Origin of the sequence: Auritidibacter sp. NML130574 (genome assembly GCF_003185725.2) — a bacterium.
Lineage (GTDB): Bacteria > Actinomycetota > Actinomycetes > Actinomycetales > Micrococcaceae > Auritidibacter > Auritidibacter ignavus.
Map to the genome: position 1 here is coordinate 2,182,281 of NZ_CP031746.1, position 25,254 is coordinate 2,207,534.

At 58.9% G+C, this 25,254-nt stretch carries 20 protein-coding genes; 16 read left to right on the forward strand and 4 right to left on the reverse strand.

Annotated features, from left to right (window positions below):
• Window positions 1-99 precede the first annotated feature (99 nt).
• The 8 genes from DCC27_RS09985 (at window position 100) to DCC27_RS10020 (ending at window position 9,998) form a co-directional block, all read left to right on the forward strand.
• The gene (locus DCC27_RS09985) at window positions 100-1,623 is read left to right on the forward strand and encodes an ABC transporter permease (protein WP_110110481.1); all 1,524 of its coding nucleotides are present in this window, start codon (window positions 100-102) and stop codon (window positions 1,621-1,623) included.
• A complete protein-coding gene (locus DCC27_RS09990) occupies window positions 1,620-2,723 on the forward strand; it encodes an ABC transporter permease (RefSeq protein WP_110110480.1) in 1,104 nt (367 codons plus the stop codon). The genes DCC27_RS09985 and DCC27_RS09990 overlap by 4 nt, the downstream gene beginning before the upstream one ends.
• Entirely contained in the window at window positions 2,720-4,630 is a 1,911-nt protein-coding gene (locus DCC27_RS09995; protein ID WP_110110479.1) for an ABC transporter ATP-binding protein, read from the forward strand. The genes DCC27_RS09990 and DCC27_RS09995 overlap by 4 nt, the downstream gene beginning before the upstream one ends.
• 465 nt (window positions 4,631-5,095) lie before the next feature.
• A protein-coding gene (locus DCC27_RS10000) for an IS3 family transposase (protein ID WP_110110478.1) occupies window positions 5,096-6,324 on the forward strand; the annotation gives its coding sequence in 2 pieces (ribosomal slippage) (window positions 5,096-5,375 and window positions 5,375-6,324; 1,230 coding nt in all).
• 379 nt (window positions 6,325-6,703) lie between these two features.
• The gene (locus DCC27_RS10005) at window positions 6,704-7,594 is read left to right on the forward strand and encodes an ABC transporter ATP-binding protein (RefSeq protein ID WP_110110491.1); all 891 of its coding nucleotides are present in this window, start codon (window positions 6,704-6,706) and stop codon (window positions 7,592-7,594) included.
• A gap of 8 nt (window positions 7,595-7,602) precedes the next feature.
• Entirely contained in the window at window positions 7,603-8,322 is a 720-nt protein-coding gene (locus tag DCC27_RS10010) for an ABC transporter permease (RefSeq protein ID WP_110110477.1), read from the forward strand.
• Window positions 8,323-8,382: 60 nt separating this feature from the next.
• Window positions 8,383-9,399: a sensor histidine kinase gene (locus DCC27_RS10015; RefSeq protein WP_168186113.1), complete on the forward strand. Its 1,017-nt coding sequence runs from the start codon at window positions 8,383-8,385 to the stop codon at window positions 9,397-9,399.
• Window positions 9,396-9,998: a response regulator transcription factor gene (locus tag DCC27_RS10020; protein WP_110110475.1), complete on the forward strand. Its 603-nt coding sequence runs from the start codon at window positions 9,396-9,398 to the stop codon at window positions 9,996-9,998. Before DCC27_RS10015 ends, DCC27_RS10020 begins: the two co-directional genes overlap by 4 nt.
• Before the next feature lie 65 nt (window positions 9,999-10,063).
• On the opposite strand, the gene DCC27_RS10025 is transcribed toward DCC27_RS10020, so the two are convergent.
• On the reverse strand, window positions 10,064-12,007 hold the full coding sequence (locus DCC27_RS10025; protein WP_110110474.1) for an aconitate hydratase: 1,944 nt from the start codon (window positions 12,005-12,007) through the stop codon (window positions 10,064-10,066).
• Window positions 12,008-12,397: 390 nt separating this feature from the next.
• Between DCC27_RS10025 and DCC27_RS10030 the strand changes: the two genes are divergently transcribed.
• The 4 genes from DCC27_RS10030 (at window position 12,398) to DCC27_RS10045 (ending at window position 16,038) form a co-directional block, all read left to right on the forward strand.
• On the forward strand, window positions 12,398-13,633 hold the full coding sequence (locus DCC27_RS10030) for a Na/Pi cotransporter family protein (RefSeq protein ID WP_110110473.1): 1,236 nt from the start codon (window positions 12,398-12,400) through the stop codon (window positions 13,631-13,633).
• 33 nt (window positions 13,634-13,666) lie between these two features.
• Window positions 13,667-13,963 carry a hypothetical protein gene (locus tag DCC27_RS10035; protein ID WP_110099054.1) on the forward strand — a complete coding sequence of 99 codons (297 nt, stop codon included), beginning with the start codon at window positions 13,667-13,669 and terminating at the stop codon, window positions 13,961-13,963.
• Window positions 13,963-14,943 (forward strand): PstS family phosphate ABC transporter substrate-binding protein, encoded by a 981-nt coding sequence (locus DCC27_RS10040; protein WP_110099053.1) that lies wholly within the window; start codon window positions 13,963-13,965, stop codon window positions 14,941-14,943. Before DCC27_RS10035 ends, DCC27_RS10040 begins: the two co-directional genes overlap by 1 nt.
• 84 nt (window positions 14,944-15,027) lie before the next feature.
• On the forward strand, window positions 15,028-16,038 hold the full coding sequence (locus DCC27_RS10045; RefSeq protein WP_110110472.1) for a dipeptidase: 1,011 nt from the start codon (window positions 15,028-15,030) through the stop codon (window positions 16,036-16,038).
• An 82-nt stretch (window positions 16,039-16,120) separates the two neighbouring features.
• Here DCC27_RS10045 and DCC27_RS10050 read toward each other — a convergent pair whose 3' ends face one another.
• Genes DCC27_RS10050 through DCC27_RS10060 form a run of 3 tightly spaced genes read right to left on the reverse strand, consistent with a single transcriptional unit; the run spans window position 16,121 to window position 19,472 of the window.
• Window positions 16,121-17,776, reverse strand: a complete 1,656-nt coding sequence (locus DCC27_RS10050; RefSeq protein WP_110110471.1) for an ABC transporter permease — start codon at window positions 17,774-17,776, stop codon at window positions 16,121-16,123.
• 1 nt (window position 17,777) lies between these two features.
• A complete protein-coding gene (locus tag DCC27_RS10055) occupies window positions 17,778-18,716 on the reverse strand; it encodes an ABC transporter ATP-binding protein (protein WP_110110470.1) in 939 nt (312 codons plus the stop codon).
• A 15-nt stretch (window positions 18,717-18,731) separates the two neighbouring features.
• Entirely contained in the window at window positions 18,732-19,472 is a 741-nt protein-coding gene (locus DCC27_RS10060; protein ID WP_110110469.1) for a TetR/AcrR family transcriptional regulator, read from the reverse strand.
• Window positions 19,473-20,353: 881 nt separating this feature from the next.
• On the opposite strand from DCC27_RS10060, the gene DCC27_RS10065 reads away from it, so the two are divergent.
• The 4 genes from DCC27_RS10065 (at window position 20,354) to DCC27_RS10080 (ending at window position 25,191) form a co-directional block, all read left to right on the forward strand.
• Window positions 20,354-21,346, forward strand: coding sequence for a D-2-hydroxyacid dehydrogenase (locus DCC27_RS10065; RefSeq protein ID WP_110110468.1), 993 nt, complete (start codon window positions 20,354-20,356; stop codon window positions 21,344-21,346).
• A 31-nt stretch (window positions 21,347-21,377) separates the two neighbouring features.
• Window positions 21,378-22,790, forward strand: coding sequence for an amidase (locus tag DCC27_RS10070; protein ID WP_110110467.1), 1,413 nt, complete (start codon window positions 21,378-21,380; stop codon window positions 22,788-22,790).
• Between the two features lie 368 nt (window positions 22,791-23,158).
• Window positions 23,159-24,166 carry a putative oxygenase MesX gene (locus DCC27_RS10075; RefSeq protein ID WP_110110466.1) on the forward strand — a complete coding sequence of 336 codons (1,008 nt, stop codon included), beginning with the start codon at window positions 23,159-23,161 and terminating at the stop codon, window positions 24,164-24,166.
• A complete protein-coding gene (locus tag DCC27_RS10080; RefSeq protein WP_110110465.1) occupies window positions 24,163-25,191 on the forward strand; it encodes a methionine synthase in 1,029 nt (342 codons plus the stop codon). Before DCC27_RS10075 ends, DCC27_RS10080 begins: the two co-directional genes overlap by 4 nt.
• Window positions 25,192-25,254: the final 63 nt, after the last annotated feature.

The window sequence follows — 25,254 nt, forward strand, 5'->3', positions numbered from 1 at the left end:
AACCCTCCCAGCTGTGGCGGGGCCCGGCTGATAACCTCGGTCAGCCCGGACCCCGCTACGGTGCGGAGCGTCCAATACGGAAGGCGACGGTGTAAGACCGTGCTGAAATATATTCTCAAGCGCTTGGGCAGTACCGTGCTCATCCTCTTCGGGGCGACTCTGCTGTCCTTTGTCATTTTGATCAACACCGGTGACCCGTTGGCGGATCTGCGCGAGATGCAGAGCGACAATGTCGAATACCTCATGCAAGAACGTATCGAGCGCATGGGTCTGGATCAGCCCTGGTACGTCCGATACTGGGACTGGCTCTCCGGAGTGTTGGGGTGCTTTGCGGGCAGTTGTGACTTCGGCACCACCATTACTGGTGCCCAGGTCACACCCGTGATTGCTGCGGCTGCCGAGCAATCGCTGCGACTGGTTTTCGTCGCCACCGTGGCAGCGATCTTGATCGGGGTACTGACTGGTATCGTCACCGCCATGCGCCAGTATTCACTCCTGGACTACTTGGTAACCTTCTTTATCTTTCTCTTCTGGTCGTTACCGGTGTTCTGGGCGGCGGTACTGGCCAAGGAATGGCTGGCTATTCGCTTCAACGACTGGATGGTGGACCCGCACTTTACCTGGCCGAATATTCTGATCTTGGCCGCCATATTGGCCCTCGTGGTTCCGATGATTCTCGGCGGTAGCCTCGCTCGGCGGCTGATCACCGGTGGGATCATGTTCGCCTTCGTCTGCGCGGTGTTGCCCTGGATGAACGCGGTGAACTTCATGACTCACCCGCGGTTAGGCCCGGTGTTCATTCTGATTGGTTCCCTGGTGCTGGCAACAGGGTTCACCGCGCTGTTTGCCGGGATCCGGCACCGGCGGGTACTGTACTCCGGCCTTGCGGTCGTGGCCCTGGGCATGATTGCCTACTACGCCACCTGGAGCCTTCTGGAAGATCCACCGGGTGGCTGGTTGTTTATGGGGGCGCTGTTCGTGCTCAGCATCGTCGTCTGTGTGGTTATCGGGCGCAGTATCGGAGGCTATGCGCGTGGCCCGGCCACTGTGGTCGCGGTCCTTACCGGTGCGCTGATGTCAGGGATGATTCTGCTGGATCACTTCATGTATCACTGGCCTGGGTTATTGCAGGCCAAGCCACGGCCGGTGAGCACGATCGGCTCGCATACGCCCACCCTTGATGAAAATTTCTGGGTCACTGCCTTGGATCAGCTGACCCAACTCTGGTTGCCCTCGGTATTGATGGCTCTGCTCTCGTTGGCCACCTACACCCGCTATACCCGTAGCTCGATGCTGGAAGTCCAGAAACAAGATTTCGTGCGTACCGCCCGCGCCAAGGGTGTGGCCGAGCGGACCGTGATTCTCAAACACGCCTTTCGCAACGCGATGATTCCGTTGGTGACCATTGTGGCCTTCGATTTCGCGGCGTTGATCAGTGGCTCCATTGTGGTCGAGCAGGTCTTCGGCTGGAATGCGATGGGCAACGTGTTTGTCACCGGGATGCAGACCAATGACCCGGCCCCGGTGATGGCCTTCATTCTGGTCACAGGTTCAGTCGCTGTGCTGTTCAACCTGATGGCTGACATTCTCTACGCCGTTCTCGACCCAAGGATCCGAGTATGAGCAACCACCACGACCACCAAATGCTCGACCTTACTGAGGTCGAAGACGCCACACTTGTAGCCAAGAGCCAGCACTCCTACTCTCAAGGCCAGCTAGTCCGTCGGCGGTTCTTCCGCCACAAGCCGGCAGTGATCTCCCTGGTAGTACTCGGTCTGATGGTGCTGCTGGCATTTTCCTCGATCGGATTCGGCATCGTGCCCGGTTGGTGGGATAAGCACTATCAGGCCACCGGATCCATCATTGACGGGGGACGGCCGATGATGTTCCAGGACGGCAATATCCTCGGTGAGCACCCCTTCGGGCAGGAAAACGTCGGCCGTGACTACTTCGCGATGGTGATGCGCGGGGCCCAGCAATCGTTGATCGTAGCGTTCGTGACCGCGGTGGTCTCCAGCGTCATTGGCATCGCGCTCGGGGCGATCGCCGGATACTTCCGTGGCTGGGTCGAGTCGATCATTATGCGCCTGACCGACTTTGTGATCGTGGTGCCAACTTTGGTGTTCGCCGCCATGCTGGGCAATATTGCCGGCGGGAGTGTGGTCATGCTCGGTGTGCTGCTGGGTTGTGCTACCTGGACGGGGATGTGTCGTCTGGTCCGGGCCGAGGTGCTCAGCATTCGGGAAAAAGAATATGTTTCAGCGGCGCTGGCGATGGGCGCTACGCCGTCACGGATCATCATCAAGCACATGATCCCCAATAGCATCGGCGTGATTATCGTGAATGCGACCTTTTCCTTCGTGGCCGCCATCCTGCTTGAAACCACACTGTCCTATCTGGGAATGGGCGTCCAACGTCCCGAGGTGTCGCTGGGTCTGCTCATCGAGCAGTATCAGAACGCGTTTACCACCAGACCCTGGTTATTCTGGTTCCCAGGTTTGTTCATTATCATCATCGCGCTGGCCGGCAACTTTATTGGCGATGGGCTCCGGGACGCTTTCGACCCGAGGCAGAGTCGTTCCAGTGACTCGCGGCCTTCCCTGGGTGGAGTGCTGGGGCTCCGTGGTATCCAACGGGCGTTCCGTCTGAAGAACGAAGTCGGCATGCCGGATGGGATCAAGGAGCCCTACGGTGAGTCCAACAGCTCCAGGAGGAAGAAATGAACCTGAGCACGATTCTGGCAGTGCAACCCGACATTGAGGATATTGTCGAGGAAACACAAGACACCGCAGAAGAGTTCTCCGCGGCCCCATTGGTGGTGCTCGGCATCGCCGCGGTGGTGGTGATCGCCTATGTCCTCGTACGGTGGATCATCAACCGCTCCCGACACGATTTGCCAGAGGTTGCGACGTCGGCGGTGGTGCAACCGGCGGAGTTCCAGACGGAGACGGCTTTGCGTTTTGAGGACGTCAAAGTCAGCTTCAGTACCGAATTCGGTACTGTGGAGGCGGTCAAGGGAGTCACCTTCGATGTCAAACCCGGCGAAGTAGTGGCCGTGGTAGGTGAATCCGGTTCGGGGAAATCAGTCACGAGCTCCACGGCTATGGGACTGATGGCCGACAACGCCACCGTGTCCGGCAACGTGTTTGTCGACGGCAAAGAGATCACTATGCTCACCCCGTCGAAACTGCGCGCGCTACGAGGGGATGAGATCTCCATGGTCTTCCAGGAGCCGATGACCGCGTTGAACCCGGTGCTGAAGGTTTCTGATCAGCTGGTCGAGGCCCTGCAAGTACACCACAAAGCCTTCGGTCGCGAGGCTTTAGCCCAGGCGATCCGTCTGTTGGAGGAAGTCGGGATCCCCGACGCTCAGCGGCGCATCCATGAGTACCCGCACCAATTTTCCGGTGGTCAGCGGCAACGCATCGTCATCGCTATAGCCATTGCCTGCAATCCGAAGGTGATCATCGCCGATGAGCCTACTACCGCGTTGGACGTTACTGTGCAGGCCGAGATCTTGGACTTGTTACGCCAGTTGAAGGACGAGCTGAACACCGGGATCTTGTTGATCACCCACAACGTCGGTGTGGTAGCCGATATGGCCGATCGCGTGGTGGTGATGTTCCAGGGCGAGGTCGTCGAATCCGGGCCAGTCGAAAAAATCCTCACTGAACCGGAACATGCCTACACCAAACGACTCTTAGATGCGGTGCCCACCTTGAGTCAGCCTCAGATCGAGGTCAACGAGTCCAATCCGGCAGACCACCAGCACCCGGCCTCGCCTGCCGTCGACCCGGGCGCCAAGCTGTTCCTGGAGGCTAAAGATCTTGCGCTGGCATATCAGAAGAAGGGACGCTCCACCCGGGTGGTGGAAGACGTGAATTTTGCCGTGGCGCGGGGCGAGATTTTGGGTTTGGTCGGTGAATCCGGCTCGGGTAAATCTACCGTGGCCAAAGCTGTGCTGGGACTGCTGGAGGTGGAGCAGGGCGAATTATTGGTGCGCGGTCGTAATCTACCCGCACTCCCTCGGGCGCAGCAGAAGGCGCTACGGCGTGAGATCGGAGTGGTCTTCCAGGACCCAGCCGCTTCACTGGATCCACGGTTTCCGATTGGGGAAATCATTACTGAGCCGCTGGTGGTGCACCAGGAGGGGAACTCCAAGGAACGCGTCGCGCGGGCAGAAGAGTTGCTGGAGGCGGTCAAACTCCCGCGCTCGATCATGAACCGGTATCCGCACGAGCTGTCCGGCGGTCAACGCCAGCGGATCTCCATCGCCCGCGCCATGGCGCTGAGTCCGTCGATCCTCATCGCCGACGAGCCGACCTCGGCCTTGGATGTCTCGGTGCAAGCCCGAGTGTTGGAGATGTTCGTCGAGCTACAACAACAATACGATTTCGCCTGTTTATTCGTCACTCACGACCTGGCCGTGGTCGACCAGCTGGCCGATCAGGTCATGGTCATGGAGAAAGGCCGCGTCGTCGAACAAGGAAGAAAGGACCAGATTTTGCGGACTCCGCGGGAAGATTACACAAAACGACTGCTGGCAGCCGCACCGGTTCCCAATCCTGATGAACAACGGCTTCGTCGGCACGCTCGTTGGGAACTGTTGGCCTCACAAGGTCAAAGATGATCTTGGTCCGTAACCCATAGAGGTCAACCTGGCGAGATATCTGTGCGAGTTCATCTCGTATGTACTGGAAGGTTTGGGAACGGAAAACCTGACTCCTTTGACACAGATTGCCCATAGCAGAGCTGCCACGGACGCCCCGGCTATGGTGACGCACAATAGGACCACGAGAGCATTGGGCGGGAAGTCTCTGACAGTACTGGGCCACATCGGCTGGAATAAGCGTAGCCACAACTGCGCCCTGGTTGCTTGTTATGACATTTATTTTCAGTTTTGTGAGATGCTGGACGAGTTTTCGACCGGCCCTCCGATTTTTCGCTAAGTGGGACCCGTTTATCTGGTTCGTGTCGGTGTTTCTGGTAGTGAAAGATCGTCGACCCCTGTTTTTGGTCCTGACGTCGTGCACGTTTTGTCGATGCGTTGAACCGTCCTGGGTTTTGTTCCGTCCTAAAATGAGAGGATAGAACTATGCCAACCAAATACCCGCAGTCGTTTAAAGATCGTGCCACGCGCATGGTGTTTGGTTGGCTCGAAGATGAAGACGCGCCGAGCCGGTATGTGGTGATTCGTGAAACCGCGCCCAAGCTCAGTATCGCGACACAGACGTTGCGTCGTTGGGTGGAACAAGCTGAAGTGGATACCGGTCAGAAGTCAGGGGTGTCCACGGATGCCCAAGCGCAAATCCGGAAGCTGAAGCGGGAGAACGCGGAGCTGTGCTGGGCTAATGAGATCCTCAAGACGGCGTCAGCTTTTTTCGCAGCGGAACTCGACCGCCCCACGACGAGATGATTGCTTACATTGACATGTTCAGGGATCGTTTCGGGGTCGAGTCCATCTGTCGTGTTTTGGGTGCGACAGACCGTGGGTTCATCACCTCAGGTGGCTATCGGGCGGCGAAAGCCCGTCCTGCCAGTGATCGTTCGCGTCGGGATGCAGCCCTGATCCCAGTGGTCAAAGAGCTGCACCAGGCTAATTATGGGGTTTATGGGGTGCGCAAAATGTGGCATGCCATGAGACGTGCTGGCTGGGATGTGGGTCGTGACGAAGTGGCTCGGCTGATGTGCCTGGCGGGACTCAGCGGTGTGGTGCGAGGACGAAAACCCCACACCACCATCGCTGCGAAGGTCTCGGATCAGCGGCCAGATTTGGTCAACCGGGACTTTGGCGTCACAGCACCCAACCGGCTGTGGGTCGCGGATATAACCTATGTGCGCACCACCAGCGGGTTTTGCTACACCGCGTTTGTCACGGATGCCTTCAGTCGTAAGATCGTGGGCTGGTCGACCCGCACGACGATGCGTACTGATGCGCTGCCCTTGGAAGCGTTAGAGCGCGCGCTGCTCAGTGCTAAGGACCAAGCCCTGGATGGGTTAGTCCATCACAGCGATCGTGGCTTGCAATATGTCAGCATTCGCTATACCGAACATCTTGCCAAGGCTGGTCTGACGGCATCGGTTGGGACCGCTGGAGATGCTTACGATAATGCATTGGCCGAGACGGTTAATGGCTTGTATAAGACCGAATTGATTTATGCTCGGCCCGCTTGGCCGTCAGCTACTGAGGTGGAATTCGAAACGATGAACTGGGTCCACTGGTGGAATACCACCCGATTGCATGAAGCCTTGAACTACCAGACCCCGACCGACGTCGAAGCCAGTTATCATATGACCCAGGCACAAGCCCTAAGCCCCGTATAGAAAACGGAACAAAACCCAGGGCGCTTCAGGTGCGAAATAATTCTCCTACTGATACTCAGCTCGAAATGTTTCACAAACTGCAAGCGCTGGTCACGGTTTAGCCCCAAGCCTTGTCTGTCTGGGGTTGATCTTTATGCAGGACCCATGACTTCAACATTCATGACATTTGCCCTAAGCGGTCACACCCAAGTAGCGCAATACTACAGAAAGTAGTGAGAAGTAGTCGTCGATGTACATCGTCACTGCTCTGCTTGTGACTACCTTGTGAAGGGAGAGAACAACGTGATCGCAACAGGTCAGAACAAACAAACCACGGTGCGCGGCATTTCCACGGGGTGGACAAATGCCTGAGGCATCGCTGTGTGCACAGGTGAAGACTATGAGCGTTCCCGCGATATCTTTGCGTGGCGTGAGAAAGAGCTATGGCGAGGTCACTGCCGTTGATAATGTGAGTTTAGAGATTCCGCGCGGACAGGTGGCGTGTCTCCTGGGGCCGAATGGCTCCGGAAAATCGACGTTGATCGATATAATATTGGGCCTCACGTCTCCTGACAGTGGCAACGTCGAATTATTGGGTTTGGCGTCATCGACTGCAGTGCAAGCCGGGGCGATTGGTGCGATGTTGCAGGCTACTTCTCTCCTCGATGACGCCACCGTTGGGGAATTGATCACGATGGTGTCGAGATTGCACAAGCATCCGCTTGGGGTTTCGCGGACGTTGAAGTACGCGGGGATCGTGGATCTGGCTCGCCGTCGCTCCACGAAGTTGTCCGGTGGTCAGCGGCGACGAGTGACGTATGCCCTTGCCATCGCAGGGAACCCGGATATTTTGGTGCTTGATGAGCCCACTGCTGCGATGGATGTGGCCTCCCGCCACGCATTCTGGGAGTCGATTCGTGAAATCACGAGCGTGGGGAAATCAGTGCTCTTCGCAACTCATCATTTGGCTGAAGCCGAGCAATTCGCTGACCGAGTGGTCTTTATACAAGACGGGCTGATCATCGCCGATGGCACGGTGACCGAAGTGCAGGAGTTAGCGGCGGGAAGAGAGGTCTCAGCAACGATTCCATCGGGTAACCACGAGCAGATAGCAACGTTACCGGGAGTCGTCGAGGCCAGCTGGAGGCATAATCGCGTCACGCTACTTAGCGCGCGTTCGGACGACACTCTCCGCGCGTTGGTCCAACGAGTGCCCTCGGCCGAGTCGATCGAGGTTGCCGGGCTGTCACTCGAGCGCGCTTTCCTCACTTTGATGACACCACAGAAGTAGGTATTGTGATGTTCGGTTACTTATCGTTGGAACTTCGCCGTGCACTGCGTGCGTCGGGGACGCTACTATTCACTCTGGCTTTCCCCGCCGTATTCTATGCTTTAGAGAGCCTGCTGTTTAGCGATTCAGGTTCTGTGGTTGAGCCACGACAGATTATGATCGGTATGAGCGTCTGGGGTGCAGTGACGGCCGGGTTGCTCGTGGGCACTCGCATCGTTGATGAGCGCGCCACCGGGTGGCATCGAGTCCTGCGTCTTACGCCACTTTCTGGGCGTGGCTACCTAACCACAAAGGTCATCGTCGGTGTCTTCGTCGGACTTCCTGCCATCGTTGTTGTGCCTATCGTGGCGGTTTTGCTCGATGGAGTCGCTCTGACACCGCTTGGCTGGATGTTCGCAACGGTCGGTGTGTGGTGGGGTTCGGTGCCTTTCGCGGTTTTAGGCGTGACGATCGGACTTTTTGCCCACAAGGACAACGTGCAGACAATCATCATCGTCTTGATGCTGGCCTTAGCGACACTTGGGGGACTCTTTCTGCCGCTGAACCTACTACCCGAGGTCTGGACGTCAGTCGCTCAGCTGATGCCGAGCTATTGGCTTGCCGAACTCGGGTTAGCCGGTGTGGATCCCGCGCGTGCCGTACCCGCGATCATCATCCTGGTAGTGTGGCTCGGTTTGTTGACCACCCTAGCGCTGTGGCGATATCGGCACGTGGCTGAGAGAGTCTAAAGAAAAACGGAGGGCGTGATGAAAACGCGGTGGGCTGGCGTCGTCATTGCTACGGGCTTCATGGCGCTCACCATTCCTGCGTGGGTGGCGCTGTTGAGTGCGCCTGAACACGCACCGAACAGAAAATTCGTCACGGTCCTCGCCGTCAGTTACGGGGTTGCGACCATCGCGGCGGCGTTTCTCACCAACACTCGAAGGGCTCCGGCGCTCCGGGTTCTTGTCGTCGTGCCCGTCGCGACGCTGGGATTGATCCTGGTTGTGACGCTCGGGCCCGGAAGCGCCCCTGTCTTCGCTCCAGCGATCTGCCTGATGCTCGTCCTCTTGCCCCGGGTAGCAGGGATCAGTGCGGTCACAGTGAGTTTATTGGCCCTGGGAGCGGCCGGCTTCTTGCAAGGGACTGCCGAGGCGCATATTCCGAATTTTCTCCTTCTCCTGTCGGTCGCTATCGCCACCTTTCTTGTGTTGGTGTTGGTGGAGATGAACGAACAGCTCGTCGAGGCCAAGAACGCGATAGCCGACGTGGCGGTACTTCGAGAACGCGAACGAGTCTCGCGCGACCTCCACGATGTGCTTGGTAGCTCGGCGACCACTATTGCACTCAAGGCCCAGCTCAGTGCCGAGTTCATCTCGCGTTCCGACCAGCATCGAGCCCTGGCAGAAATTGAGGATATCAGTCGGCTGGCGACAACCATCTCTCGTGATACTCGAGAAGCCGTGCGCAATCTGCGCGAGACGACGCTGGAGACAGAACTCCGTGTGACCCAAGCAACCGCAAAGGCGGCCGGTATACGCCTCGACATACGCCGTGCGGGAACTCCGGAAGCCCAATTTGAACCTGTCCTGGCTATGATCATCCGAGAGTCCGTCACCAACGCGGCGCGACATGCGGATGCGAGCCTGATATCCGTCACCGTTGAAGCTGGTGGGGTGGAAATCGCCGACGATGGACATGGCGGGAAATTGATCGCAGGCGATGGTATCCGCGGTATGAAAGACCGGCTTTCCGCCTGCGGAGGAACTCTTAGCATCGACGGTGCCCAGAATCAGGGCACTGTGGTGACCGCGAGGTTGCCGTGATTCGCGTCCTTCTTGCCGATGATCAGGCAATGTTTCGTCGAGCGTTGTCAAGCTATATTGAGATCACAACGAATTTCGAGGTCGTGGCTGACGCATCCAATGCGGACCAGGCACTTCGTCTGATTCATCACAACCAACCCGATGTTGCGCTCCTAGACATCCAGATGCCTGGAGACGGTCTTATGGTGGCGGAAGAAGTAGCCCGATGCGGTATTAAGACTCGGCTAATTATCTGCACAACATTTGATCGACCCGGATACGTGCTACAAGCATGGGAAACCGGTTGCGCGGGGTTCGTCACAAAAGATAAAGAACCTAGTGCGCTCATCAGTGTGATCCGAAGGGTCGCTATCGGTGAGCGAGTGTTCGATCCACAGCTTCTCCAGGAGGCCCGGACCTGGGGAGCGAACCCGCTCACGATGAGAGAGCGAGAAGTCCTCCGCGCGAGTGCAGATGGTGTGGCCGTGCGAGAAATCGCCGCTCGTCTCTTTCTGAGCAACGGAACAATCCGAAATCATTTGTCATCGGCGATGGGAAAGACCGGGGCGAGATCTCGCGCCCAGGCCGTCGAGCGAGCCCGGGAACGTGGTTGGCTCTGAGACGATCGCTGTTTTACCTACTAGTGGCCCACTCTATGAAACACCACGATACGCAGACCTCAGTCTCAAGCCATCTGTGCGGTCATCGGGATACGACCTCCAGCAATCACCATCTGTACCTGTCGGGCTGAGAGTCGGTGACGGAATCTCACCTGGCGTTCACCGATGGTTCCGGTCAGCTCGGACCCGCTTTTCAGGGCCTCGTGGAGGTCCTCGAGTACGAGTACCTCGCCCTGGTCGATGGCATCATGATCGGCCGGGTCGGCGAATTCGAGAGGGAGAATCCCGAAATTGGCCAAATTTTGCCAGTGAATACGGGCGAAGGACTGGGCGACCACTACGCGTAGACCCAAGTACCGGGGTGCCACGACAGCATGCTCGCGGGAGGAACCCTGGCCGTAATTTGCGCCACCGATGACCGCGTGGTCGCCCTGTTGTTGCCTGGCACGTTTCGGATACGTGGCATCGATGCGTTCAAAGCAGAAATCTGCGATGCGGGGGATATTGCTACGGTACGGTAGGACCCGGGAACCGGCGGGCATAATCTCATCGGTGGACACATCGTCGCCCATCACGAGCAACACCGGCACCTTGAGGGTGTCTGGCAGTGGATCGAACTCCGGTAACGAGGAGATATTGGGACCTTTGACCAGCTCTACCTCACGGGCTTGATCCGCTGGCAGCGGAGCAAGAAACATCGCGTCAAAAGTACTGAAGCTCTGAGGCATCTCCGGCACCGGATAGCTTATCCCGTGGCTATCGACCAGCGTGCGTGGATCGGTGATCTGTCCGGTCAGTGCTGCCGCGGCGGCGGTCTCTGGGGAGCACAGCCACACCGAGTCTTCTTCGGTCCCAGAACGGCCCGGAAAATTGCGTGGCATGGTGCGCAACGAATTCCGGCCACTGGCCGGGGCTTGGCCCATACCGATGCATCCCAGACAACCGGATTGGTGGACTCGTGCTCCAGAAGCGACTAACGAGCTCAGCCATCCGCCAGACACTAGGTCGGCCAGCACCTCACGGGACGTGGGGTTGATATCGACCGATACCCGCGGGTGGGTCTGTCGGTTGTTCAGAATCTCGGCGACGACGGCGAAGTCGCGCAACCCGGGATTGGCCGAGGAACCGACGACCACCTGGTAGACCTCCTCGTCGGCGACATCGGCCACTGGGACAACGTTGCCCGGCGAAGACGGGCGAGCAATGAGCGGTTCGAGGTCGGAGAGATCAATGTGTTCGGTGATGTCATAGGAGGCCTCATCATCGGCGACCAGCCGGGTGAAATCATCCCCACGGCCCACGGCCTCCAAGTAGGCGCGTGCGGCCTCATCGGCGGGGAACACGCTTGTCGTCGCGCCGAGTTCGGCCCCCATATTGGCAATGACATGCCGGTCCATCGCCGTCAAACCGGCAAGCCCTGGACCGTGGTACTCGATGACCCGACCAACACCGCCTTTAACCCCGTGCCGGCGCAACATCTCCAGCACCACATCTTTGGCTGACACCCAATCGGGTAGCTCGCCGGTCAGCTCGATTCCCCATACCTCGGGCATGGTGACATAGAGTGGCTGACCGGCCATGGCCATTGCGACTTCCAGTCCGCCGACGCCAATGGCCAGCATGCCCAGCGCTCCCGCTGCGCAGGTGTGCGAGTCCGAGCCGATCAGGGTCGCGCCGGGTTTGCCGAAGTGCGCCTGGTGTACCGGGTGAGAGACGCCGTTGCCGGCTTTGGAGTACCATAGTCCGAAGCGTTGGGCGGCCGACTGCAGAAAGACGTGGTCGTCGGGATTCTTCTCATCGGTCTGTAAGAGGTTGTGATCGACGTACTGCACAGATAAGTCGGTGCGGATTCGGTCGAGTCCCAAGGCTTCGAGTTCGAGCATCACCATGGTGCCGGTGGCGTCCTGGGTGAGCGTCTGATCGACGGTCATCGCGATCTCATCACCGGGGGTGAGTGTGCCGTCTACGAGGTGGGAGGCGATGAGCTTCTCAGTTACGTTGCGAGCCATGACGATTCCTTCCGCAGGTTGCTCATACCTAGTCAGCTACCTGGTCAGTCGGCGCCCTTCCGAGTCGGCGGGAAGAATTGGGCAACAACGATGTGCATAGCACCGGGCGGAAGCGCGCCTGTGTCCGATTGTGCTTCCACTCTCGATCCTACCGTGGAAGTGATCGGGGCCATAGTTGCTGATCAGTGATAGCCGCTCGGCAAGCTGTGGTGGGTACGCTCTGGGTCTCGTTTCCCAGTTGCGCTCGCCTGAGGTCATATTTGTACCGGTTAATAACGTATTTACCTAATGGTTCAGGAAAGTATAACCAGGACATTTAGTCTCCCTATACGGACCTCCGGTACTGGCCGGTAGTACTCACACTTCACCGAACACCTTGAGGAGTAGGAGATGTCGCAGACCACCGTCGAACGTGGTACAGACAAAGCAACAGAAGCACAGTCAGAAGACAGCCAGCCCAAACGGAGTCCGTTTGAAAGAATGGGGCTGACCGGCACCGCCCTGAGCGTTGCCAACTGGCTATCGGTCATTGCAGCGATCTACGTGCTGATCACTGCGGTGAATGTGATTGGTTCCGGTTTCAAGATCGCCACCGGAGACCAGGCCGAAGATCTCTTCAGCTTCGCGTCGAACCCCTTGGTGGGCTTGATGATCGGTGTGGTGGCCACCGCACTGACCCAGTCGTCGTCGACCACCACCTCGGTGACCGTGGGTATGGTGGCCGGGGGTATGCCGCTGAATGTGGCGGTGCCGATCATTATGGGTGCCAACCTGGGAACCACACTGACCAACACGCTGGTGTCGCTGGGTATGGTGCGCGATAAAGAACAGTTCCGCCGCGGTTTTGCCGCAGCAACTGTGCACGACTTCTTCAACTTGCTGGCGGTGATCATCTTCCTGCCGCTGGAAATGATCTTCGGGCTGCTGGAATCGGTGGCCACGGCCGTGGCAGATGCCACCGTCGGTAGCGACGTGACGGTGATCAACGCCATCTTTGAAGGTATCGGTGCCGTCGTTTCCGGAGCCACCGAGCCGTTGGCCAACGGGATCGAATTCGTGCTGAGCTTCCTGCCAGAAACCTGGCAGGGCATCGTGATGATTCTGGTCGCCATCGGGTTGATCCTGCTGGTGATCAATTTCATCGGCAAGATGCTGAACATCTTGATGGTGGGTCAAGCCAAGAAGGTCCTGCACACCGCAATCGGCCGTGGACCGGTCACCGGTATCGCATCCGGTACCGTCATCACCGTGATGGTCCAGTCCTCCTCGACCACCACCTCGCTGATGGTGCCACTGGCTGGTTCCGGTGTCTTCACCCTGAAGCAGATCTACCCCTTCACCCTGGGCGCCAACATTGGTACCACCATTACCGCTCTGGTCTCGGCCTTCGCGTTCGAAGGAGTGGAAGCCACGGCGGCGCTGACCGCGGCCATGGTCCACCTGTCCTTCAACGTCTTCGCAACCTTGGTGATCTACGGTTTGCCCTTCCTGCGCAACATTCCGCCGATGGGTGCCACCTGGTTGGCCAACGTAGCCGCCGAGCGCAAGATCTATGCCGTGATCTGGGCAGTGGGCGTTTTCCTGGTGCTGCCGCTGATCCTGATCTTTGCCACCACCGTGTTCTAACCGTTGCCGGATTCGAGGAGCTAAGGACGACTGATGAGCGATAACAACGAGCAAGACTACGATATCGAAACCCGTCTGGAACGTGTCCTGGCCGACACGGAGACTTCCATGGCCCAGTTGCGCGAGGAGCTCCATCGCATCCAGACCGAACGCCGCCAGCACCAAGAAGTGGACCGGCTGGAAGAGCACCTGGCTCATGCGACCGTGCGCTGGTCGAAGATCAAAGAGTTCCTGCAACTCATGGTGGCTGAGTTGCGCGGTGCGCGCCAGGACAACGCCGAGGCCCCCCAGTACGAGACCACGCAGCAGACCGGGGAGGAGAACAAGTAATGCGCAAAGTGCTCGCACTCGGCGCCATGGGCGCTCTGGCCCTGACTGCCTGCGGGGAAGGCGACACCGAAGAGGCCGCTAGCCCGATCGTGGCCCGCGGTTCGACGACGGTTGCTCCGATCACCGAGCTGGTGGCCAATGACGGCGGGTTCGACGTCGACATCACCGCCGAAGGGACCACCACGGGGTTCGACACCTTCTGTACCGGCGATGTCGCGATCAACAACGCTTCTGAAGCCATTCCCGGCGAGGATGCTGAAACCGATTACATCAGCCTGTGTGAAGAAAACGGTGTGGAATTTGTCGAGCTACCCATCGCCTTGGACACCCTGGCGGTGGTGCGCAACTCCGCGAACGACTTTGCCAGCGACCTGACCATGGACGAGCTGCAGGCCATTTGGGAGCCCGGCTCCGAGGTGACCACCTGGTCGGATGTGCGCCAGGAGTGGCCGGATGAAGAGATCGAGCTGGTGGGACGCCCCGCCGGTTCGGGGACCTTCGACTACTTCACCCACCACGTCAACGGTGAAGCCGGCGAGATCCGCGATGATTACCGTAAGACCGATGATCTGGATCAGCTAGCCACCTGGATCTCCCAGGATGACAATGCGCTGGGCTTCATGGGGATCGGTAATTACTTCACCGCCGCCGATGACGAGGTACGTGAGGAGCTGTCCACCGTCAGTATCGAGGGGGTGGACCCCAGCCTGGAGAACGCTCAAAACGGTAGCTACACTCCGCTGACTCGCCCGCTGTTCATCTACGTCAACGTGGACTCGTTGGACAACGATGACAACGTTGACGAGTTCGTGACCCACTACGTCGAGAATGCCTACGATCTGATGCCACGAACCTTCTTCTACCGGTTGAGCGAGGACGACTACGACAACGTGCGGGAGCGGCTGGACTCCCGCACCACCGGTTCCCTCTACGAGGGCGACCCGTTCCGCTCCGAATCGGTCAGCGACCTGCTGGACTAGTCTCGAGACACCTCCAGACGTGCTGACTCGTTCTCAGGTAGATCGACCTGTCAGACTCAGCCACGGTCTGGTTGAATGTGCTCTATGAGCACTTCAGCACAGACCGTGGCCGATGTTCTGCAGCACGCACCTGTTTGGGACGGACATAACGACCTCGCCATCGCGTTGCGTGCACGATATGGCTACTCCGTGACCGAGGCCGGACTCGCCGAGGGCAATACGACCCTGCACACCGACATTCCCTCCCTACGGGCCGGTGGGGTGGGTGCCCAGTTCTGGTCGGTGTTCGTCCCCTCCAGTCTGCGTGAACCCGAGGCAGTGACCGCGACCTTAGAACAAATTGACTGCATCTACCGCCTGGTGGACCAGTTCCCCGACGTTTTTGCGATCGCCGACTCCGTCGACGGGGTCCGAGCAGCCTGGCAACACGGCAAAATCGCATCCCTGCTCGGGATGGAAGGCGGACACTCGATCAACGAATCCTTGGGCGTGCTGCGGATGATGCGTCGGTTGGGGGTCACCTACCTGACCTTGACCCACAACGACAACACCTCTTGGGCGGCCTCGGCAACCGGCGATCCGGTGGATTACGGGCTCACGGAGTTCGGCCGCGATGTGGTAGCGGAAATGAACCGGATCGGGATGCTGGTCGATCTCTCCCATGTTGCCTCACAGACCATGCGCGATGCCTTAGCGGTGAGCACCAAACCGGTGATCTTCTCCCACTCCAGTTGCCAAAGCGTGTATGACCACCCGCGCAATGTCCCCGACGATGTGCTGGGCCAGCTGGCCACCAACGGGGGCGTACAGATGGTGACCTTCGTGCCCGGATTTATCACCGCCGATGAGGATCAGGCCGGCATCGACGATGTGGTCGCCCACCTAGAGCACGCCCGCGAGGTCGCAGGTATCGACCACATCGGACTGGGTGGTGACTACGACGGGATCCCCACCGGCCCGAAGGGGCTGGAACGGGTGGACGGCTACCCCCGATTGCTCCAGGCTCTGGTGGATAAAGGCTGGTCACCCTCCGACCTGGCCGCACTGACCAGTGGCAATATCCTTCGGGTTCTCGGTGACGCCCAAGGTCAGTGACCGCAGCCGGTTGCTACTTCCACCATGGTCTTTGCAGGCTGCACCGTAGAGACCGTTACGTGCTGGCTTCCGCTGTCGTAGCTTACACACAGTTAACCTGTCGCCGGTTCCAGCCGATCAATCCGATGACGATACCGCCAACAGCGATCGCCAGCAGCACTGCGATGGGGGCCAGTTCAACCTGCTCCACCGGATATTCAGCCAGATGACCAAAAATATCAAGGTTTGCGAGCGCATCGGGAAGTTCCAGGAGCTGACCGAATGTGGACATCACTGCGCCAAAACCGACGAAGAACCATCCGACGGCAAGAGCAATTTTCGGTAGCCATCCCAGTAATCCAACAACAACGCCGATCAAGGCCAGGACCGCGGGTGCCTGCACAATACCAGCCAGGAGCAGTTCCCCGAAGTACTTGTCGCCTTCCGTGTCGAGGGAGGCCGAGGCCCCCAGTCCCATACCCACACCGACCACGACCTGAATAAGCAAGACCCCGAGGATCAGCACTCCCAGATGCGCGCCAAGCCAGGCGGTTCGACTCACCGGCGCCGACATCGCGTATTCAGCACGGCCAGAGTTTTCCTCACCGCGCACTTGGTGGAGTCCGCTAACCCCGGCAGCGCCGATGAAGACAGTCATAAACACAGCTATATAAGCCAAGTAACCTCGCAACATGTCCTCTCCGGCAAAGACTTGGGCCATCTCCGGCGGGAGGTCATCGGCAACGTCAACAACCGTCTGAGCGAAACTGCCAAACATCAATGAGGCCAGCAACAGCGCGATGACCCACCCAGTCAACGTGCCCTTGAGGGTGTGAAGAGCTAAGCCCTGCGGGGTACCCAGCAACGGTCGAGCCACCCGGGGTCCCAACCGGGTCGGCACGAGGCTTGCTCCGACGTCACGGGTTGTAGAAAGCCAGTAGCCTAACCACACCAGGAGTATCGCGAAACCAGTCGGAATCAAAAGAGGCCACCATCGGTCCTCAACATAGGGTGCAGTTTGTTGAGCCCAGGCCAGCGGAGAAAACCAGGACAGTGTGCTACCGCCAGGTTCAGCGGCATCGCCTCCCATCCGGACGAGAAAGGCAAGGCCGAGCGTGGCTCCGGCGATGCCCGAGGCTGCTCGGGAGGACTCGCTCAATTGTGCAGCCACGGTAGCTATACCAGCGAAAAAGAGGCCGACCGCGCATGCGCCGATGGCGACCAGCAGGGAGCCTTGCACAGCATAGTCGGCTGACAGTGCTGCGATCCAGATCAGCAGGCCAACGACAAGATTGCAGATTCCGGCCAACAGCAATGCTGCGGTCAGGGTGGCATGGCGGCCCACAACGTTGGCCCGGATCAGCTCAGCACGTCCGGTCTGTTCCTCCAATCGGGTGTGCCGTACCACCGTAAATATGCTCATCAGCCCAACGAGTAGATAAAGGTAAAGAACGTATCCGCCGGAGAATAACCGTTCATGGGTTGGGTTTTCCATCCCGAAACCGGGACCACTGATCATCCTTCCCAGTGGATCAGTAAACATAGTGGTCATTGTCCGCAATTCGTCCTCGGTTTCGGCCAAAAACTGGATCGCATGGGCAAAGTAGAAGCCCAAACACCCAATCCCCACAATCCATGCTGTCGCGCGAATGCGGTCGCGACGCACCATGAAACGTAGCAGGATGGCGGTACCGGAAAAAGGCGCCTGCCTTCTCGCGGACTTGCGAGCATATTGGGCTCGGCCTGATTTAACACTCATTTCAGGACACCTTCTTCGTCGTGCCGGAGCTTGTGTCACGTGCGGAGAGATCGTCTCCATAGTGGCGCATCAGCAGTTCCTCCAATGTTGGCGGATGCGCCATAATGGACCGAACGCCCAGTTCAGCCAGGTCGCTCATCACCTCGTGAATGTGGTCGCCATCCACCTGGAAGATGGCGCGTTGTCCCTCAGTGCGGAAGTCATGGACAAAGCTTTGATTGGCAAGCGGTGCGGCCGAACGGGCGGTTTCAACCTCTAGCGTGGTTCTGCTCATCAGGCGCAACTCGGTCAGTGAACCAGACTGTACGATACGGCCAGCGCGGATAATCGACACCCGATCAGACAGCGCCTCAACCTGAGCCAGAATATGACTCGAAAGCAGTACTGAGCGACCCTGGTCTTTGATCTCGTGGATGACTTTCTGGAAGACTGCCTCCATTAAGGGGTCAAGCCCTGCAGTGGGTTCATCTAAAAGTAACAGGTCCACGTCCGCTGCCAGGGCAGAGATCAATGCCACTTTCTGCCGGTTGCCCTTGGAATAGGTTCGAGTCTTTTTCCGCGGATCGAGGTCGAACCGTTCGATCAGTTCATCGCGCCTGGTTGGGTGATAAGTTCCTCGCAGGCGGAGGAACATATCGATGACCTCACCTCCGGTCAGGTTCGGCCAAAGCTCCACGTCACCGGGCACATAGGCCAAGCGCTCGTGTAAGGCGACCGCATCACGCCATGGGTCGCGCCCGAAGAGTTCAATATGTCCGGCATCGGCGCGCAGTAAGCCGAGCAGTACCCGCATGGTGGTCGACTTACCTGCACCATTCGGGCCCAGAAAACCATGCACCTCACCGGGCTCAACAGACAGGTTTAGGCCATCCAGCGCTCGGACCGAGCCGAACGTCTTGACGAGATTTTTGGCATAGATCACCGCAGTATTCTCGTTCATCGCACCTTCCTTTGATTAGTCCTCAGGTGAGGAGTACCTTTCAACAAAGTCCACGAGGTCAGGATTTGCTTCGGGAATAAGCACGCCCTGCAGAAAAATCTCAGACACGGCGGCGACATAAGGGCCCCACTGCTCGGGAGGGTCGTCTATCGGAGAGCTTCCCAAAAGCCGTTTCATCTGCTTGTGGAGGACCAAGGAACCAAACGTCATCAACAGGAGTAGGACCGCACGATGACGCCTATTCTGGCTGGAGCGCATTTGCCCGAGTTCTTCGGCTTCCCCTGCATAGACTAAAAAGTCCTCAATCAACTGATCAAAAAGTTCGTCGACTTCCTCTCCACCTTCAGCGAAGGCTCTGACGATGTAGTGGGCAAGGTGGCTCGACTCTTGGATGGCATCGAAGATGTAGCTCTGCGGAAAATGTCCTTCACGATAGACCGCATTGAGTTTTGCGGCCCGAATCCGTTCAGCGGCGTATCTGTCGCAAGCTTTGCGCAGTTGGGCTTTGGAACCGAAATGGTGGACCACTAACGGAGCAGAAACTCCGGCTCGGCGCGCAATAGTCTTGAGCCCCACGTTATTGAAGCCGTGCTTGGCGAAGAGTTCGAGCGCTGCATCTCGGATACGGTCTTTGGCCGATTTTTCCTGTTCAGAGCAGGAGAAATTGTCGGCGCTGGCGAGGTGATCCGTGACAGCACTGGAGTGCTCGTGATGTCCGATGTGGGGCTTGGAGGCTCCGTAACGGTAGACCATCATCGCCGTCTCCCTTCGCTGTAACCAGGGCGCCTCAATTAGTGTTGAGCCCCGGTATGAAAGACGGTAGCTGAACGGTCATTTAGCCCACAAGAACACTGAATACAAGGTGTTCAGCGTTCAGTGGGAATTCCCGACAGCGAGGTTTGCATCGACCAGGCCCTCGAGATTTTGCAACGCTTGCGACTCGATGGTCGTCAGTAGTGCTTTAAGCGAATAGTGCGATAACGACGGGAGGTTACCGTTCCGGTACCGGGCAACGGCCGGTTGCGATCTGGTGATACCGCAAGGGCTGAAGGAGCCGCCCAAAGTAAACCTTGAGGAACATGTTCCCGACACAACGCCGATCCGGCCTGTTCGGCTTAACGTGAATGTCCCGGGAGGAGGGCACTTCCAGAAAGGTCACCTAGGGACTCGTTTCGTCCGTTTTGTGGCTTGAGCTTGGCGGCATGGAGAGCGGAGAGACCAACCAGAGCGAGGTATCTCGTTGCAAGGGGTCTCTTCGTCAAGCACTGAGGCTCGAAAAAGTACTTGCGGGCGACCCGTCGCGACGCCGGGAGAGTGACATCGGTATGAGGTGACGGCGACCCAGGGGAAGAAGACCTCACGTCCATCGTCCAGGGCCCGGTTCGAGACCCCGCTCTGACTTAGGGTGGTGAGCTGCCCTCCGGTGGGCAAATGCGTCAAGTCCAGTGACACAGCGAGATGAGGGATTGGGAAGAATCCCGCCGTGGCATTTCGGTCAGGCTTGAAACGAAGTCGCAGCATGCACATGAACAACTCAGGACCGTAGAAACCCACCGCGGTTTCTGAATATGTCTGTGAAACTGGCTTCGACTCAGCCTTGTTGACAGTCTCCACACAGGGTTTTTAGTGTGTAATGTATGTCACAGTCGCCTCCGGTGTTGACCATTCTCATCCCCTCCGACCGGGACCATCCCAGCCCGGTCCCTGCCGGTCTGGACAGGATCGAAGACCGAGTCGAGATTCGGTTGTCCGTCGCCGAGCAACTGCCCGAAACACTCGCCGGAGCCCACGGACTACTGTTGTGGGATTTCTTCTCCGATGCGGTCCAGAATGCCTGGCATACCACCGAGCAGCTGGAATGGATCCACGTCGCCGCAGCCGGCGTGGACAAGTTGCTCTTTGACGAGCTCCGTGACTCCGAGGTGACCGTCACCAACGCCCAAGGTATCTTCGACCGGCCTATTGCCGAGTGGGTTCTGGGCGCTATTCTCGCCGAGGCCAAGGACTTTGCCGGCAATTACCGGTTGAAAAACACCAAGTCGTGGAAGCATCGGGAAACCACACGGGTCGAAGGCGCCAAGGCCCTGGTGATCGGCACCGGCGCGATCGGACGAGAGATCGCCCGAATGTTGCGCGCCGCCGGACTGAACGTCACCGGTGCGGGCCGACGCGCTCGCGACCACGATGAGGACTTCGGCGAGGTCGTGCTTTCAGAAGATCTCATCGGCCACGTCGGAGAGTTCGACGTGATGATCAATGCGGCACCACTGACCCCTGCCACCACCGGGCTCATCGATGCCGAGGTGCTCGCCGCGGTCAAACCAGGGGCTCATGTGATCAATATCGGTCGCGGGCCCAGTGTGGATGAACCGGCACTCATCACAGCACTGCGTGACGGTCCCTTAGGTTTTGCCTCACTGGATGTGTTCACTGAAGAACCCCTCCCACAGACCTCAGAACTGTGGGAGTTGGACAACGTGATGATCTCATCGCATATGTCCGGGGATGTCACAGGCTGGCGCGAGGCACTGGCCGAACAGTTCCTCGACAACGCCGAACGCTGGTTGGCCGATCAGCCGTTACACAATGTCGTGGATAAGACCGCCGGCTACGTACCGGGTGTGGGCTAGCAACCGGTGGGGCGATGTGACAGGAGCAGGCATGACCGATCTCGCCGAACTCAGCGCCAGCGAGTTAGTGCAAGGGTACGCCCAAAAAGACTTCACCCCGGTTCAGGCCACCGAAGCCGTACTGGATCGGATCGACCAGTACAACGGGGATCTGAATGCCTTCGTGCTTGTTAACCGGCCTGTGGCCCTGTCGATGGCCGCAGACTCTACCCGACGGTGGAAAAACGGGGAGCCCCTGGGCCCCGGTGATGGTGTGCCCACCTCAATCAAAGATCTGCTCCTGACCAAGGGTTGGCCCACGCTGCGCGGTAGCCGGCTCATCTCCGAAGACGGGCCCTGGCCCGATGATGCGCCCGCCGTCGCACGGTTGCGCGAAGCCGGCGCGGTCTTTATCGGAAAGGTCACCACCCCCGAGTTCGCTTGGAAGGCCCTCACCGACTGCCTTCGCCACGGAGTCACCACCAACCCGTGGGATATTTCGCGACACGCCGGAGGATCCTCCGGTGGGGGAGCAGCAGCGGTCGCCGCCGGGATGGGGCCCTGGTCGGTGGGCACCGACGGTGGTGGCTCGCTACGTATTCCGGCGTCCTTTACCGGCACAGTCACCCTGAAACCGACCTACGGCACGGTGCCCCTGTATCCCTCCTCACCCTATGGAACCTTGGCCCACGGTGGGCCAATGACCCGCACAGTCACAGATGCCGCGGTGATGATGGACATCATCTCCGGTTTCGACTCCCGCGACTGGTCGGCCCTGCCGACCCCCATCGGATCATTCACCGAAGGACTCGACGACGGGGTCCGCGGCGTGCGGATCGCCTATTCTCCCACCCTCGGTTTCGGCCGCAACGACCCTGAGGTGCAACGCCTGGTCGAGGACGCGGTGCACGTGTTTGAAGACCACGGAGCCCACATCGAGCAGGTGGATCCCCCGATCAGTGATCCGATTGAGCCGTTTCAGCTGTTGTGGTTTACCGGAGCCGCCAAAGTGCTTCAAGCCTACGGCCCCAACGCCCTGGAGGCTATCGATCCTGGGCTGCGTCAGGGAATCGAAAAATATCACCACGCCTCTGCACTGGACTACCTTAGCGCCCAAGCCGTCCGGATGGATCTGGGCATGACCATGGGTGCTTTTCACGAGACCTACGACCTGTTGGTGACACCGACCATGCCGATCACCGCCTTCGACTGCACCTCTCAGATGCCGGTCGACTGGGAGGGCGAATTCTGGACCTCGTGGACCCCCTATACCTACCCCTTTAATATGACCCAGCAACCGGCAGCCTCTGTTCCCTGCGGTGTGTCACCGGCCGATGGGCTCCCGGTGGGGTTGCAGATCATCGCGGCCCGCACCCAGGACCGGCTGGTGCTACGCGCTGCCCGAGCCTACGAACAGGCCGCAGGTGAGCAATTCGTACGGCCGATCCGGCCTCACGCGGCCTAAAACCCGCGTCGAAGCGCGTTATGCAACGACATGTTACTGCCCAAACGGCGAGAACTGGCCGGGGCTGACATGATCGAAGAGACCGTTGAGCGTTTGTGTAGGCTGGTGCCCAGCAGCGCGCATGCGAAGCCTCGCGCCTGGCGATGAACTGACCGGGCACCGCTGCGAACACTCTTGTACACAGCCGTGTGCTCCTAGTGTGTGTTCACAGATGCGAGGGCGCTCTAGGGGCAGTGACCTATGAAAGGACAGGAGCCCGGGCTTCGCGTCCAGCGCTTGGCCTCGGGCGAGTGCATTATGCGTCTGATCTCTTCTTCACACCTACTGATTCACCGCGAGGCTCCGGGTGCTGTGGTGGTGTTGCCACGATGACAGCGATAACTTTCACCCTGAATCACACTCGCTTTGACGAGAACTACCAGCCACTGGACGGTACCCGGCTGACCACCAACTTCGCCAATCTGGCCCGTGGTGAAAACCGTGAGCAGAACCTGCGCACTGCCCTGCGTATGATCGATGATCGGTTCAATGAGTTGATCACCCAGGGTAATGCCAGTGGCCAGCGCTACCGAGTCCAGCTCGAGATTGTCTCGGTGGCCATCGATCTGCCGACCCAGGACGCTGAGGAATCCTCTTTCCCGGTGATCGAAATGCTACAGACCACCGTGATCGACACCCAGACGCGGCAACGCATCCCTGGGGTGGTGGGGAATAACTTTTCCTCCTACGTGCGTGACTACGACTTCAGCATCCTGGCCCGCGAGTACGCCGAACGCGGTGAGCCGTTACCTCAGGACTTCGGGGTACTCCACGGCAATATTTTCAAGGGCTTCGTAGAGTCCGAGGCCTATCAGCAACAGTTCAGCAAGCTACCGGTGATCTGCATTAGTGCCTCGACCAAGAAGACCTATCACCGCACCGAGCACCAACACCCGGTGCTGGGGGTGGAGTACCGGCAGAATGAGTTCTCGCGCACCGATGAGTACTTCGCCAAGATGGGGATGGCAGTCCGCTACTTCATGCCACCGAAGAGTGTTGCCCCGCTGGCGTTCTACCACTTCGGTGATCTGGAAGCCGACTACACCGATCTGGAACTAGCCTCCACGATCGCGACCATGGAGACCTTCCAGCGGATTTATCGACCCGAGATCTACAACGCTCACACCCCGGCTGGCGAGGTGTATCAGCCCAGCCTGGAACACACTGACTTCTCGCCAACCCAGGTGGTCTATGACCGGGAGGAACGCTCCCGGCTCGGTGTGGAACAGGGCCACTTTGCCCTGGAGAAGCTCATCACCCCGCACCGGGAGACCTTGGAACAGTGGTCGTCGCAGTACGCGGACCACCACCCGCACGCACAGGGAGCCACACGATGACGAAACTTCTACCCACCACCTCCGCCGGAAGTCTGCCCAAACCCTCCTGGCTGGCCGAGCCAGAAAAACTTTGGTCACCCTGGCAACTGGCAGACCAGGCACTGGCCGAAGGCAAACGCGACGCGCTCTTGCTGGCCCTGGCCGAGCAACGCGGTGCCGGCATCGATATCGTCAGCGACGGCGAACAGACCCGCCAGCACTTCGTGACCACCTTCATTGAGAATCTCAACGGTGTGGATTTTGAAAACCGCAAGGTGGTCCAGATTCGGGAGCGCTATGACGCCTCGGTGCCGGTGGTTGTCGATGAGGTCACGCGCAAAGGGCCGGTGTTCGTCCAGGACGCCCGGGAGCTACGGGCCCACACCGAGGCAACGATCAAATGGGCGCTACCCGGCCCGATGACCATGGTCGATACGCTGTATGACGACTACTACGGTAGCCGGGAGAAGCTGGCCTGGAAGTTCGCTGAGATTCTGAATGACGAAGCCAAAGAACTCGCCGAGGCCGGAGTGGATATTATCCAGTTCGATGAGCCGGCCTTCAACGTGTTCTTTGACGACGTCAAGGCCTGGGGCGTGCAGGCGCTGGAGCGGGCTGCCCAAGGGCTGAGCTGTCAGACCGCCGTGCATGTCTGTTATGGCTACGGGATTGAGGCCAATACCGAGTGGAAGAAGACCCTAGGCGAGGAATGGCGTCAGTATGAGGAGATCTTCCCCCAGATCCAACAGTCCAGCATTGATATTGTCTCGCTGGAAGCTCACAACTCGCACGTGCCGATCGAGCTCATTGAGCTGGTGGGTGGCAAGAAGCTGATGGTGGGGGCGATCGATGTGGCCAGCCACACCGTGGAGACCCCCGAAGAGGTCGCTGACACGTTGCGCCAGGCCCTGAAGCACGTGGATGCCGAAAACCTCTGGGCCTCCACCAACTGTGGGATGGCCCCGTTGCCGCGGGATGTGGCCCGAGCCAAGCTCCGTGCCTTGAGCGCTGGGGCCGCGATCCTGCGAGAAGAACTGAGCTCCTAACCCCATACCGGCAACGCTGTGCACGCGGTGGTCCGGGGCGTAACAACCTCGGCCACCGCGTGT